At 58.9% G+C, this 14,284-nt stretch carries 11 protein-coding genes; 7 read left to right on the top strand and 4 right to left on the bottom strand.

Features of this window, described 5'->3' with window-relative positions; translation table 11 throughout:
- Positions 1–125: 125 nt before the first annotated feature.
- Together ACIOWA_RS15230 and rep are read right to left on the bottom strand one after the other, a co-directional pair.
- Positions 126–698, bottom strand: coding sequence for a xanthine phosphoribosyltransferase (locus ACIOWA_RS15230; protein WP_003229440.1), 573 nt, complete (start codon positions 696–698; stop codon positions 126–128).
- Between the two features lie 59 nt (positions 699–757).
- On the bottom strand, positions 758–2,767 hold the full coding sequence (rep, locus tag ACIOWA_RS15225; RefSeq protein ID WP_339433769.1) for a DNA helicase Rep: 2,010 nt from the start codon (positions 2,765–2,767) through the stop codon (positions 758–760).
- A gap of 262 nt (positions 2,768–3,029) precedes the next feature.
- Here rep and ACIOWA_RS15220 point away from each other — a divergent pair, with 262 nt between their 5' ends.
- Positions 3,030–4,703 (top strand): putative bifunctional diguanylate cyclase/phosphodiesterase, encoded by a 1,674-nt coding sequence (locus ACIOWA_RS15220; protein ID WP_401160527.1) that lies wholly within the window; start codon positions 3,030–3,032, stop codon positions 4,701–4,703.
- Between the two features lie 49 nt (positions 4,704–4,752).
- On the opposite strand, the gene ACIOWA_RS15215 is transcribed toward ACIOWA_RS15220, so the two are convergent.
- Positions 4,753–6,147, bottom strand: coding sequence for a NorM family multidrug efflux MATE transporter (locus ACIOWA_RS15215; protein ID WP_401160525.1), 1,395 nt, complete (start codon positions 6,145–6,147; stop codon positions 4,753–4,755).
- Between the two features lie 159 nt (positions 6,148–6,306).
- Between ACIOWA_RS15215 and ACIOWA_RS15210 the strand changes: the two genes are divergently transcribed.
- The 3 genes from ACIOWA_RS15210 (at position 6,307) to ACIOWA_RS15200 (ending at position 10,816) form a co-directional block, all read left to right on the top strand.
- On the top strand, positions 6,307–7,227 hold the full coding sequence (locus tag ACIOWA_RS15210) for a LysR substrate-binding domain-containing protein (RefSeq protein ID WP_401160523.1): 921 nt from the start codon (positions 6,307–6,309) through the stop codon (positions 7,225–7,227).
- 187 nt (positions 7,228–7,414) lie between these two features.
- Positions 7,415–9,391: a methyl-accepting chemotaxis protein gene (locus ACIOWA_RS15205; RefSeq protein ID WP_401160521.1), complete on the top strand. Its 1,977-nt coding sequence runs from the start codon at positions 7,415–7,417 to the stop codon at positions 9,389–9,391.
- A 210-nt stretch (positions 9,392–9,601) separates the two neighbouring features.
- Positions 9,602–10,816, top strand: a complete 1,215-nt coding sequence (locus ACIOWA_RS15200; RefSeq protein WP_401160519.1) for an aldose 1-epimerase family protein — start codon at positions 9,602–9,604, stop codon at positions 10,814–10,816.
- Here ACIOWA_RS15200 and ACIOWA_RS15195 read toward each other — a convergent pair.
- Positions 10,813–12,306 carry a YifB family Mg chelatase-like AAA ATPase gene (locus ACIOWA_RS15195; RefSeq protein ID WP_221730851.1) on the bottom strand — a complete coding sequence of 498 codons (1,494 nt, stop codon included), beginning with the start codon at positions 12,304–12,306 and terminating at the stop codon, positions 10,813–10,815. The two genes, ACIOWA_RS15200 and ACIOWA_RS15195, sit on opposite strands and share 4 nt — an antisense overlap.
- A gap of 296 nt (positions 12,307–12,602) precedes the next feature.
- Between ACIOWA_RS15195 and ACIOWA_RS15190 the strand changes: the two genes are divergently transcribed.
- From ACIOWA_RS15190 to ACIOWA_RS15180, 3 genes are read left to right on the top strand one after another with little or no spacing between them, the layout of a single operon-like run.
- On the top strand, positions 12,603–13,352 hold the full coding sequence (locus ACIOWA_RS15190) for an ArpA protein (RefSeq protein WP_401160517.1): 750 nt from the start codon (positions 12,603–12,605) through the stop codon (positions 13,350–13,352).
- A 21-nt stretch (positions 13,353–13,373) separates the two neighbouring features.
- Entirely contained in the window at positions 13,374–13,832 is a 459-nt protein-coding gene (locus tag ACIOWA_RS15185; RefSeq protein WP_401160515.1) for a VOC family protein, read from the top strand.
- On the top strand, positions 13,832–14,275 hold the full coding sequence (locus ACIOWA_RS15180) for a DUF3291 domain-containing protein (protein ID WP_401160513.1): 444 nt from the start codon (positions 13,832–13,834) through the stop codon (positions 14,273–14,275). The genes ACIOWA_RS15185 and ACIOWA_RS15180 overlap by 1 nt, the downstream gene beginning before the upstream one ends.
- Positions 14,276–14,284: the final 9 nt, after the last annotated feature.

Here is a 14,284-nt window from a genome sequence, read left to right as displayed (position 1 = left end):
GCCTGCTGCAAAACCAACTGTGGGAGCGGGCTTGCTCGCGAAAGCGGTAAATCAGTCAACCAGGATCTCGACTGACACTACTCATTCGCGAGCAAGCCCGCTCCCACAGGGGGGGCGGTGTGGCTTTATTCGATGAAGGTTACAACGCCGTCCTTCAGCGATTTAACGCGAGCCAGCGACTCAACGCGATAGCCCTGCGAATCCAGCTCGGCACGGCCGCCCTGGAACGACTTCTCGATGACGATGCCCAGGCCGGCGACGGTGGCGCCTGCCTGCTTGATGATCGAGATCAGCGCTTGCGACGCCTTACCGTTGGCCAAAAAGTCGTCGATGATCAGCACGCGGTCGCTGCTGGTCAGGTGACGAGGGGAGATGGCCACGGTGCTTTCGGTCTTTTTGGTGAACGAATAAACGGTCGCCGACAGTAGGTTTTCGGTCAGGGTCAGGGACTGTTGCTTGCGGGCGAAGATCACCGGCACGCCGAGGTTCAGACCGGTCATGATCGCCGGGGCAATGCCCGAGGCTTCGATGGTGACGATTTTGGTGATGCCCGAATCCTTGAACAGCGTGGCGAACTCGTCGCCAATCAGCTTCATCAGGGCCGGGTCGATCTGGTGGTTCAGGAAGGCGTCGACCTTCAGGACCTGGTCGGAAAGCACGATGCCTTGTTCGCGGATTTTCTGGTGCAATGCTTCCATGAAGCTGTCCTCATTTGGCGTTTTGTGCGCCGAAGGTCTAGTAAAAAAAGTGGTCAATTCTAGCGCTTTAGCATCGCGCGTATATCGGCCAATGCGTTGTTGCCCCGCACGGCTTTGACTTCGGTCGGTGTGTCGTCGTTGCCTTCCCACGCCAGATCGTCCGGTGGCAGCTCATCGAGGAAGCGGCTGGGCGCACAATCGATGATTTCGCCGTACTGCTTGCGCTTGGCGGCGAAGGTGAAGGCCAGGGTCTGACGAGCACGAGTGATACCCACGTAGGCCAGACGGCGTTCTTCTTCGATGGTGTCGGCTTCGATGCTGGAGCGGTGCGGGAGGATTTCCTCTTCCATGCCCATGATGAACACGTAAGGGAATTCCAGACCCTTGGACGCATGCAGCGTCATCATCTGCACGCCTTCGGCGCCATCCTCCTCTTCCTGCTGACGTTCGAGCATGTCGCGCAGGACCAGTTTGCCGATGGCGTCCTCGACGGTCATTTCGCCTTCTTCGTCCTTCTCGAGGGTGTTTTTCAACGCCTCGATCAGGAACCAGACGTTGCCCATCCGGTAGTCGGCCGCCTTGTCGCTGGAGCTGTTAGTGCGCAGCCAGTTCTCGTAGTCGATGTCCATGACCATGCTGCGCAGGGCTGAGATCGGGTCTTCGCCGGCGCACTGCTCGCGCACCTTGTCCATGAAACGCTTGAAACGCGACAGGCGATCGGTGAAGCGGCTGTCGAGATGTTCGCCCAGACCGATTTCGTCGGTGGCCGCGTACATCGAGATCTTGCGTTCGGTGGCGTAGTTGCCGAGTTTTTCCAGGGTGGTCGAGCCGATTTCGCGGCGCGGCACGTTGATCACCCGCAGGAAGGCGTTGTCGTCATCCGGGTTCACGATCAGCCGGAAGTAGGCCATCAGGTCTTTCACTTCCTGGCGGCCGAAGAAGCTGTTGCCGCCGCTCAAACGGTAAGGCACCTGGTGGTGCTGCAACTTCAGTTCGATCAGTTTGGCCTGATAGTTACCGCGATAGAGGATCGCGAAATCGCTGTAGGGCCGGTCGGTGCGCAAGTGCAGGCTGAGGATTTCCATGGCCACGCGCTCGGCCTCGGCGTCCTCGTTGCGGCAGCGGATTACGCGGATCTCGTCGCCGTGGCCCATCTCACTCCACAGTTGTTTTTCGAATTCGTGCGGGTTGTTCGAGATCAGCACGTTGGCGCAACGCAGAATGCGGCTGGTGGAGCGGTAGTTCTGCTCCAGCATCACCACTTTCAGGGACGGATAGTCGTCCTTGAGCAGCATCAGGTTTTCCGGGCGCGCACCGCGCCAGGCGTAGATCGACTGGTCGTCGTCGCCCACCACGGTGAACTGGTTACGCTTGCCGATGAGCATTTTCACCAGCAGGTACTGGCTGGCGTTGGTGTCCTGGTATTCGTCGACCAGCAGGTAACGCACCTTGTTCTGCCACTTTTCGAGAATGTCGGCGTGCTCTTCGAAGAGCTTCACCGGCAGCAGAATCAGGTCGTCGAAGTCCACCGCGTTGAACGCCTTGAGCGTGCGCTGATAGTGGGTGTAGACGATGGCGGCGGTCTGCTCCTTGGGATTACGTGCGTTCTCCAGCGCCTGGGGCGGCAGGATCAGGTCGTTTTTCCAGGCGCCGATCATGTTCTTGATCTCGTCGACGCCGTCGTCGCCTGCGTATTCCTTCTGCATGATGTCGGTCATCAGGGCTTTGACGTCGGTCTCGTCGAAAATCGAGAAACCGGGTTTGTAGCCCAGCCGCGCATGTTCCTTGCGGATGATATTCAGGCCCAGGTTGTGGAAGGTGCAGACCGTCAGGCCGCGACCTTCACCGGCACGCAGCAGGGTGCCGACCCGTTCCTTCATCTCGCGCGCGGCCTTGTTGGTAAAGGTCATGGCGACGATGTACTGGGCGCGGATGCCGCAGTTCTGGATCAGGTGCGCAATTTTGCGCGTGATCACGCTGGTCTTGCCGGAGCCAGCACCGGCGAGCACCAATAGAGGGCCGCCGACGTAGTTCACGGCTTCTTGCTGCCGGGGATTGAGTCGGGACATACGAAAATTCAGGAGTCGTTGACGAAATGGGCCGGCATTTTAACAGGCTCAGCGATTTGTGCTGCTCTGTCCGACTTGTGACGCACCACGCGATTCGAATTTGCCGGTTTTGTTACTTTCACGCAGGATGCGCGGAGATTTTGCGGCTAATGTTCTCATTCGTGACAAAAAATAACGTTCTGATAACCGTTGTCATTTGGTCATTGAACGGCGCAACGGCATAATGCCCCGCCCACATCATTGCAGAGTCTAGGGAGCTAGCTTGTCTACGCCTGTCGAACCCTTGCGTTTGCTGCTACTGGCCGAAGAGCCAGCGTGGACAGCGTTATTGCGTGAGTGTCTGGCTCCGATGGGGAGCGCGGCGGTGCTGATCAGCGCGCCGAGCTGGGAGTCGGTCAGCCGTTTGTTCGAAGACAACCGCCACGCGGTGCTGTTGACCGTTCCCGCGTTGCAACCGCTCCCCGGTCGTTGCTGCCTGCCGACGGTATTGTTGCTGGACCAAGAGCCAGCCACCGCGCCCGTTGGCGTCAGCGACTGGCTGGTGTTCGATGCCCTTGACGCCGGCATGCTGCGTCGTTGCCTGCGCCATGTGCGCGAACGCGGCCTGCTGGAAAACACCCTGCAACGCCTCGCCGAACAGGATCCGCTGACCGGTATCGCCAATCGTCAGGGTTTTCAGACCTTGCTCGCGGCGCGCCTCGCGGAAAACGACGGCCGTGGTCTGGCGCTCGGGCATCTCGATCTCGACAACTTCCGCCACGCCAACGACGCCCTCGGCCATCAGGCCGGCGACCGCTTGATCCTGCAAGTGGTGTCGCGGCTGAAAAATCAGCTGGAGGCCGGCGATCAGTTGGCGCGGTTGGGCAGCGACGAATTTGCCTTATTGATCGACACCCGCCGGGCCCCGCAACGCGCCGAGTGGATGGCCGAACGCATCACCGAAGCCTTGGCCGAACCGTATTGGGTCGATGGCGAAAGCCTGCTGATCGGCTCCAGCCTCGGTATTGCACATGCCCGCGCCCAGGGCGGCGCCGATCCGCTGATGTGGCACGCGCACATCGCCATGCAGCAAGCCAAGAGTACCCAGGGCTGCACCTTTCATATCTTCAACGAGCGCATCAACCGCAACGCGCGAAGCATGGCTGACCTGGAAAGCGAGTTGCGCCGGGCTTTGCGCCGCGATGAACTGGAGCTGCATTACCAGCCACGTTTGAATCTTGCAGACGGGCAGATCGTCGGCCTCGAAGCCCTGGTGCGCTGGCGTCATGGCGAGCGTGGTCTGTTGCCGCCCAGCGAATTCGTGCCGCTGGCTGAGCAGAGCGGTCTGATCGTGCCGCTCGGTTACTGGGTGATTTCCCGGGCGCTGCGGGACATGCAGGCGTTGCGCGAGCGCGGACTGCCAGCGCTGCACATGGCGATCAATCTGTCGTTCCGGCAGTTTCAGGACAGTCAGTTGCTGCCGACCCTCAGCCGTTTGATCGCCGAACGTGGTGTCGAGGCGCAGTGGCTGGAATTCGAACTCACCGAAACGGCCGTCATGCGCCGCAGCGATCTGGTCAAACAGACCATGGACGCCCTCGGTCGCCTCGGCGTGCGCTTTTCGCTGGATGATTTCGGCACCGGTTTTTCGTCGTTTGTGCACCTCAACAGCCTGCCGATCACCTTGCTGAAGATCGACAAGAGTTTTGTCGGCGGCATGGAGCAGCGCGAAGAGAACCGCAAACTGGTGCACGCAATGATCAACCTCGCGCACAACCTGCATCTGGAAGTGGTGGCCGAAGGGGTGGAAACCCCGGAACAGCTGGAGTTGCTGCGCGGCTTTGCTTGCGATCAGGTGCAGGGTTATCTGATCAGCCGGCCGCTGCCGTTGGCGGAGTTGGTTGAGTACCTGACGTTCGGTTCCAGCCAACAGCCAGTAATGGAAATCGTGAGCTGAACACAAAACCCAATGTGGGAGCGAGCAAGCCCGCTCCCACAGGGGAATTTTATTCAGCCTGAGCGATATTGAAGCCTTGCGATCGAGGCTCGCGCCGAATCATCCGCTTCATCTTCCACTCAAACGCCAGTGTCAGGCTCACTGCCGCGCACGCCAAGCCCAGCGCCAGGCCCCACCAGACGCCCGTCGGTCCCCAATTCAGGTGAAACGCCATCCACCACGCGGCCGGAGCACCGATCAACCAATAGCAACCGAGCCCGACCAGAAATGTAGTCTTCGCGTCCTTCAAGCCGCGAATGCAGCCCATGGCAATCGTCTGGGTGCCGTCGAACAGCTCGAACCACGCCGCCACTGCCAGCAGGCTCACCGCCAGTCTGATCACCTCGGCGAACGCCGGATCATTGTGATCCAGGAACAGGCCCACCAACTGATTTGGCAGCAGCCAGAAGACCATCGCAAACCCGAGCATGGCCACCGCGCCGAACACGATCCCGACCCGCCCGGACATCCGCGCATCGTTCAGTTGCCCGGCGCCGTAATGCTGGCCGATGCGCATGGTGATCGCGTATGACAATCCCGCCGGCACCATGAACGCCACCGAAACGATCTGCAGGGCGATCTGATGCGCGCCCAATTGCGTACTGCCCATGGTGCCCATGCACAGCGCTGCGAAGGCGAACAACCCGACTTCCACCGCATAGGTGCCGCCAATCGGCAGGCCGAGGCGCCACAGCTCTTTGAGGTATTGGCGGTTGGGCCGCGACAGGCCGGCGCGCAACGGATAAGCGTTATAGGCCGGGTGCCGACGAATGTGCCAGGCCAGTGCCAGCGCCATGCAGTTGGCAACAATCGCCGTGACCAGACCGATGCCCATCAGCCCGAGTTTCGGCAGGCCGAACATGCCAGTGATCAGTGCGTAATTGAGCAGGAAGTTGGCCACAGTGCCGGCCAGACTGATGACCATGACCGGGGTCGCCCGGCCAATCGCGCTGGTGAAGCCGCGCAGGGCCATGAAACTCAAATAGCCGGGCAGGGCGAATGGCAGCGCAATCAGGAACTGGCCCGCAGCGTTGACGTTGGTTTCGGTCTGGCCGAACAGCAGCAGCACCGGTTTGAGGTTCCAGAGCAGCAGCCCGGCGCCCAGTGCCATCAGCCACGCCAGCCATAACCCGGCCTGGGTCAGGCGTGCGGCACCGATGATGTCGCCCGCGCCCTTGCGGATCGCCACCAGCGTACCGACCGCAGCGATAACGCCGATGCAGAAAATCGACACGAACGAGTAAGTCGCCGCGCCGAGACCGCCGCCAGCCAGAGCCTCGGGACTCAAGCGCGCCATCATCAAGGTGTCGGTCAGCACCATCAGCATGTGTGCCAACTGTGAAGCAATCAGCGGCCCTGCCAGCCGCAGGATGGCCCAGAGTTCGGTACGCACAGGATGCTGCATGGTCATCACCACTCGATTGACAGAGGGAACTGGAGACCGTCGATTCTCGGCGCATGCACGCGATTGCACAAAGGGATAAAAAGGATGGGTGGCATGATTAAAACTCATCCTGAGCGGATTCTGCTAAGTTGCTCTCGTCCCGCTATAGGAGCTTTCTGAATGCCTCGTCGTCTTCCTCCTTTGTATGCCCTGCGCGCATTTGAAGCGGCGGCGCGGCATAGCTCGTTTACGCGCGCCGCTGAAGAGCTGTCGATCACCCAAAGTGCAGTGAGTCGGCACATTCGCACGCTTGAGGATCATTTTGCCTGCCGCTTGTTTCACCGCAGCGGGCGCCACCTGCAACTCACCGAGTCGGCGCGCATGTTGTTGCCGGGCATCCGTGAAGGTTTTACCGCCCTTGAGCGGGCCTGCAACACCTTGCGCGCCGAGGACGACATCCTGCGCATGAAAGCCCCGTCAACACTGACCATGCGCTGGCTGCTGGCACGGCTCAGTCGCTTCCGCCATTTGCAACCGGGCAACGAGGTGCAACTGACCAGTGCCTGGATGGATGTGGATTCGGTGGATTTCAACGATGAGCCCTTTGACTGTGCCGTGCTGCTGAGCGACGGCCATTTCCCGCCGGACTGGGAAGCCAGCCTGCTGTTTCCCGAAGAGCTGATCCCGGTGGGCGCCCCCAATCTTCTCAACGACCAGCCGTGGGACGTCGCGCGACTGGCGTCCACCGAGTTATTGCACCCGACCCCGGATCGACGCGATTGGCGCAGTTGGCTGGAGTGCATGGGGCTGTCCGATCAGGTGTCGCTCAAGGGCGGGCAGGTGTTCGATACGCTGGAGCTTGGCATGATCGCAGCGGCTCGGGGTTATGGCGTGTCGATGGGGGATCTGCTGATGGTCGCCGAAGATGTCGCGCAAGGTCGCTTGAGTTTGCCGTGGCCGACCGCGGTTGCCAGTGGACTCAACTATTACCTGGTCTGGCCCAAAACCCGTCCGGGAGGTGAACGTTTGCGCCGTCTGAGTGATTTTCTGCAAGGTGAAGTCCGCGCCATGGAATTGCCGACCGTCGTTCGCTTGAGCTGAAACGTTCGAGCCCTCACAATGCCGGCCTTGTGCCATAACCTTGCTAATTGCTCAAGTATTGGGTTTTTCCGCCGAATACGTGCTTGTGGAACCGTCGTGCCGGTGTCCGCGATTCACCCCATTCTTAGAATTTTCCGAGCAAGTGCTGCGATCAAGGAGGATCCGGTGGCTCGGCCAGGAGCTATCCATGTCTCAACCTCGCGCCCGGATCGCCTCACAACTGGGCCTCGCGCTCGCTGTGATATTGGCGATTGTCATCAGCGGCAGTACGGTTTTCGCCCTGCGTTCGCTGGATACCGCCAACCTCGCCACTCGTGAAGAGCATCTGGCCAGTGAGGCCCGCCTGCTGGCTGACCAACTGAGCACTTTCCACGGCACCTTGCGTGAAAGCACGCAGCGCCTGAGCGGGTTGTTCGAAAAGCGATTCAGCACAGGTTTGAGCATTCACCCGAGTGAGCCGGTGACCGTTGCCGGCACCCAGACGCCGGGCCTGCACCTGGGCAGCGAAGTGATGAACAACAACTTCAAGGAAGTTGACGAATTCCAGCAGATGACCGCCGGCGTCGCCACGCTGTTTGTGCGCAGCGGCGAAGATTTCGTGCGGGTCAGCACCTCGTTGACCAAACAGGACGGCACGCGCGCCATTGGTACTTTGCTTGATCACACTCACCCGGCCTATGCGAAGTTGATGGCAGGGCAGGGCTACGTGGGTCGTGCCGTGCTGTTCGATCGCTCCTATATGACCCAATACACCCCGGTGCGCGACGGCAGCGGCAAGGTGATTGCGGTGCTGTTCGTCGGTTTCGACTACACCGACGCGCAAAATGCCCAATTTGAAAACCTCAAGCGCTTCCGCATCGGCCAGACGGGCTCGCTGGCATTGCTGGATGAGCATAACAAATGGCTGGTTCCGCCAGCCGGCGTGCAGGCCCAGGATCAAGCGATTGCAGTGATCAGCGGTTTGGCCAAGACGCCGGGCAAGGGCCAGTTCTGGAGCGACGAGGCTGAAGACTTCTACAGCGTATCGGTGCCGTTCGACGGTGGGCCGTGGTCGGTGGTGGCAAGCATGCCGAAAGCCGAGATTCGCGCGGTGACCTGGAGCGTCGGCACCCAACTGGCAATCGGCAGCCTGCTGGCGATGTTGTTGGCGGTCGGTTCCGTGGTCTGGTTGCTGCGCAGCAAACTCGCGCCATTGAGCGACCTGGTACGTCAGGCCGAAGCCCTGGGCGCCGGTGATCTGAGCGTGCGTTTGAATGTGTCCAGCAATGATGAAATCGGTCAGCTGTCCCGCGCGTTCAACCAGATGAGCCAGGCACTGTCGACCATGGTCGAGCACATCCGCCGTGCCTCGGAAGAGGTCAACAGCCGTGCGCAGGCACTTTCCGGCCTGTCCGGTGGCGCATACGACGGCATGGAACAGCAGTCCGGCGAAATCACCAGCATGGCCGGCGCGGTTGAAGAGTTCAGCGCAACCTCGCTGGACATCGCCGACAACATGGGTGCCACTCAGCGTCTGGCTCAGGAAAATGCCCAGCAAACGCAGATTGGTCGCAGCTCGATGGAAGAGGCTTCGTCGTCGCTTGAGCAAATCGCGGGCGCCCTGAACAGCACCGCCACGGTGATCAACACCCTCGGCCAGCGCTCCCAGGAAATCGGTGGCATTGTCGGCGTGATTACCTCGATTGCCGAACAGACCAACCTGCTGGCGCTCAACGCGGCGATTGAAGCTGCCCGTGCCGGTGAACAAGGTCGCGGCTTTGCCGTGGTGGCTGATGAAGTGCGTAGCCTGGCCTCGCGCACGCGTCAGGCCACCGATGAAATTTCCAGCATGATCCACAGCATTCAGCAGGAAACCGGTAATGCGATCAGCACGATGGAACAAGGCAATGTGCTGATGCAGGAAGGTTTGTCGCGCAACGCCAATGTCGCTTCGGCACTGGCGCGGATCGATGAGCAGAGTCGCTCGGCCGGGCAACAGTTTGCCGCGATTACCACCGCAACCCAGGAGCAGAGCAGCACGGCGACCTTGCTGAGCAGCAACTTGCAGAGCATCGCGTTGGCCAACAGTGAACAGCGTGAGGTTGTTTCCAACCTTGCGGTGACGGCTAAAGAGCTTGAGAAATTGGCAGCGGACTTGCGTTCCGAGGTTGATCGTTTTCGTTGATGCGCCTCTGAAACAGCCATCGCGGGCAAGCCCGCTCCCACAGGTATATCGGTTGTGCGCAAAAATTGTGCTCGCCGTTGAACCGTGCGGGAGCGGACTTGCCCGCAATTGCTTGCGCGGATCAATCGCAGCTCTACTTCCGTCATTACACTTGCTGAATCGTTTCCGCAGCGCTATAAAAATGGCACAACTCCAATAAAGGCTGCTGCCATGACCCTGCTCAAACTCGTTGCCGCACTCGGCGCGCTGTCCGCTGCTTCCCACGCCATGGCTTGGGATTACGTGCTCCTCGATACCAATAAGCCCGCGCAAAACTGGAGCATCACCAGTGAACAGCTCGGTGTGAAAACCGACAAACCCTTCTCCGTCAGCTTGCGTACCCTCCATGGCGGGCGGCAGGAAGGTGTCAGCATCGTTGATATCGACAATGGCACGATGAAACTCTCGGTGGTGCCGACCCGTGGCATGAATGTCCTGCACGCCTCCGTTGGCAACGTGCGCATGGGGTGGGACTCGCCGGTCAAGGAGGTGGTCAACCCGGCATTCATCGAACTCAATGGCCGCGGCGGATTGGGCTGGCTGGAAGGTTTCAATGAACTGGTGACCCGCTGCGGCTACGAATGGGTCGGTCATCCCGGCATGGACAAGGGTGAGTTGCTGACCCTGCACGGACGCGCTGCCAACATCCCGGCCAGTACCGTTACGTTGCACATCGACGAAAAACCGCCTTACGCCATCAGCCTGCGTGGCGAGTTGAAAGAGCAGGCGTTCAAGAAAGTCGATTTCTCTGTAGCCACCGAACTGGTCACCGAGCCCGGCAGCGTGCGTTTCGCACTCAACGATACGCTGACCAACAACGGCGATTATCCGAAGGAATACCAGGCGCTGTATCACAGCAACTTCAGCACGCCGTTCCTCGAACAGGGCGCACGTTTTGCTGCGCCGGTAAAACAGGTGTCGCCGTTCAACGACAAGGCCAAGGATGAATTGGCGAGTTGGCAGACGTATCGCGCACCAACCAAGGACTACGACGAAACCGTCTACAACGTCGTGCCCTATGCCGACGCCAAAGGCGAGACCCTGGCCGTTTTGCACAACAAGGCCGGCAGCCTTGGTGTCTCCGTCGGCTTCAATACCCAGCAATTGCCGGTGTTTTCCCTGTGGAAAAACACTGACACCCAAGGGCAGGGCTATGTCACGGGGCTGGAGCCGGGCACCAGTTTCTCCTACAACCGCCGCTATCAGCGTCCGCTGAATCTGGTGCCGACCATTGCGCCGAAGGAACACAAACAGTTCCAGATCAGCTACAGCCTGCTCGCGGACAAAGCTGCCGTGGATAACGCCTTGAAGCGAGTAACCGAAATCCAGGCCGGGCGTGAAACCGAAGTGCGGCAAGCGCCGCTGGTTGATCTGACCGAGCATTAAGGCGTCGCCGGCCGGTATTGCAGCGCTTCGGCCAGGTGTTCACGCCTGATTGCATCGACTTGCTCAAGGTCGGCCAGGGTTCTGGCGACCTTGAGTAACCGATGGGCCGAGCGCAGCGATAGCGTTAGCCGTTCACAGGCTGATTCCAGCCATTTTTCATCGGCTGTGGATAACGTGCAGTGCCGCTTCAACCCCGGAAGATCGAGAAACGCATTGGCACAACGCTGACGCTTTTGCTGGCGCTCTCGGGCTTCGGCCACCACGGCGGCTGCACTGGCGCTGTCCTCTCCCGGCTTCACCGTCGGATTCAGCGCCGTCGCCTCCCGCGCTACCGTCAGGTGCAAATCGATCCGATCCAGCAACGGCCCCGACAGTTTATTGCGATAACGCTGCACCATGTCCGGTGTGCACGAACACTTGCCGCTCGGCTCGCCAAGATATCCACAGGGACACGGATTCATCGCCGCCACCAACTGGAATCGCGCCGGAAAGCGCACGCGATCCTTGGCCCGCGCAATCACGATATGCCCGGACTCCAGCGGCTCACGCAGCACCTCCAGTACCTTGCGGTCGAACTCGGGCAGTTCATCGAGGAACAGCACGCCATGGTGGGCGAGGGTGATTTCGCCGGGCTGCGGTTTGGAGCTGCCACCGACCAGTGCCGGGCCGGATGCGGAATGGTGCGGTTGGCGGAATGGCCGCTGCGGCCAGTGGGTCAGCGGCACGCCGCTGGCGACCGATTGAATCGCCGCCACTTCCAGCGCTTCACATTCAGATAGCGGCGGCAGCAGCCCCGGCAAGCGACTCGCCAGCAAGGTCTTGCCCGTCCCCGGTGGCCCGCTGAACAACAGGTTGTGCGCGCCCGCCGCCGCAATCAGCAGCGCCCGTTTCGCGGCCATCTGCCCTTGCACTTCATTGAGGTCGGGATAGGGTTTGGCGGCATGGATCAAACCGTCCGAAACGTAAGGCTCCACCGGCGTATGCCCATTGAAATGCGCCACCGCTTCCAGTAGATGATCCACCGCAAACACCTTCAACCCTGAAGCGAGACACGCCTCCTCGGCATTTGCCCGTGGCACCACCAGCGCCCGCCCGGCCTTGCGCGCCGCCAGCGCTGCCGGCAACACTCCTCGCACTGGCCGCACGGCGCCGGACAATGCCAGCTCACCGAGACACTCCACATCGTCCAGCGTGAGACACGGCACCTGCACACTCGCCGACAGAATCCCCAAGGCAATCGCCAGATCAAACCGCCCGCCATCCTTGGGCAGATCCGCCGGCGCCAGATTCAAAGTGATCCGCCGCGCCGGAAACTGCAGCCCGGAATTGATGATCGCGCTGCGTACGCGGTCCTTGCTTTCTTTTACGGCCGCTTCGGGCAGGCCGACCATGGTCAGTGAGGGCAAACCGTTAGCGAGATGCACTTCGACAGTGACAGCGGGGGCATCAACGCCAATCTGGGCGCGACTGTGGACGATGGAGAGGGACATGGTGTTCCTTGAATTGCTCACAAACCGCTTCCTGCGGTTCAAGCAGCGTAGAGGCGATCAAGGGCGGTCTGCGGCATTTGAAACGTTTGAATATATCTCCAGATATTACCCGGCCAGTTCGTTGAGGGCGGGCATGACTGATGGCAATAGGCAATGCGTGCGAACGAACCTAATTACTTCGTTTGGCGAATGACTGTAGTTCCTTTACTTGCGTATATCAGCGTTGCAAAGCTGGATAGGATCTCTAGCGCTGCAACGAATTGTTAAATATCTGATTAGCCGAAAAGGAATGAGTCATGACTGTAAATCTGGACGTGGTAAGTACCGATCAAGCACATTTAGAAATTCTGGACAGCAACCCTTATGAAAATCGTGACTTCTTCTGGGAGCAACATCGATTTGCCCGGGATGGCTATTTGAAAATCAATCATCTGATTGATCCCCTGGTTCGTGACGCGATCATGGCCGATGTAAAGTATCTCATGGCCAATCACGCCAAGCGCCGTGATTTTCTCATTGAATCCACTGGTAATACACCTCGCTACTTAAGCAATGTTTCGCGGGATAATATTGAAGAGTTTGGTCGGTACATTCCGCTGGCTTATAACTCTCAGTATCTCATGAGTCTGATTGGCAATATTGTCAAGGAAGAGGTTATCCCGACGCCATGGAAGTGGGACAACTACATTATCAATAGCCAGCACAAGTCCGGAGACACTCACGGTTGGCATTGGGGTGATTACCCATACACCATTATCTGGATCGTCGAAGCGCCGAGTATCGAATCTGGTGGTTTGCTTGAGTGTGTGCCGCACACCCACTGGGACAAAAAGAATCCCCGTGTGGAAAATCTACTCGTCGAAAATACCATCGACTCGTACTTCCATATGACTGGCGATGTTTACCTGCTCAAGGCCGATACAACGCTGCACCGCGTCAAGCCTTTGACTCAGGATGTTCAACGGATAATTCTGAACACTACTTGGGAACGTGCACGCGACCGTGATCGCCATGTCGAACATGAGACTTTTGTTTTCCGTGACTGATAAGTGAGTCGGTGCCTGATCATGAGTACAGTCAAATACAGCCACACCAACCTGATTGCGTCGGACTGGAAAAAACTCGCCAGATTCTATTCCGAAGTCTTTGGTTGCGAGCAGGTCGGACCAGTCAGATCTCTATCCGGGCCGGGCGTTTCCGGGGGGACAGGGGTTGAGAATGCGCGCCTTCAAGGTGTGCATTTGAGATTCCCGGGGTTTGGCCCGGAAGGGCCAACACTTGAAATATTCCAGTATCAGGAAACGCTCGAGCGAGAAACAGCGTACGCCAACTCGAAGGGGCTTACGCATATCGCCTTTGAGGTAACGGACATGGATGAGATCTGCGCGAAAGTTATAAGGCAAGGAGGTTGGATGCTTGGCAAGTTAGTGCGTCAGGAAGTTGAAGGGGTGGGGGTCTGTACTTTTGTATATGTGCGGGATCCCGATCGAAACATTATTGAAATCCAAATGTGGGATCACCATTGATGGCAGTCCTGGCGCAGTTCGACCTGGTAAAACCGCGATACCCGAAAACTGATCCGCGCATGAACAGCTTTTATGAGTCCACGCGCTACGTCAACAATCTTGCAGAACAACACCCGGGTTTCATATGGCGGGAACTCAATGAGGATCAGGCATTACTGGATGAGTTATGGGGCAAGGGCTATCTCTATACCCTATCGGTCTGGACAAGTCCCGAGTCGCTTAAGGATTTCTTGTACAAGACGCCCCATAACGAATTCAGGAAGCGCGGTGCTGAATGGTTTCTTCCTATCAGTAAGCCGCGAGTGGTCATGTGGTGGGTGGAGGAGGGACATATTCCGACTCTGAAAGAAGCCCATGAAAAGATGCAGATTCTTTATGAAGTGGGACCTTCTTATCAAGCATTTGATCTGAAAAACAGCTCATTGCCAATCGTCATTTATTAATAGGAGTTT

The sequence above is a fragment of the Pseudomonas sp. NPDC087614 genome (genome assembly GCF_044743485.1).
In the GTDB taxonomy this organism is placed as follows: domain Bacteria; phylum Pseudomonadota; class Gammaproteobacteria; order Pseudomonadales; family Pseudomonadaceae; genus Aquipseudomonas; species Aquipseudomonas baetica_A.
Note: the sequence above shows the minus strand (reverse complement) of the source record. Positions and strands in the feature narration are given on the sequence as shown.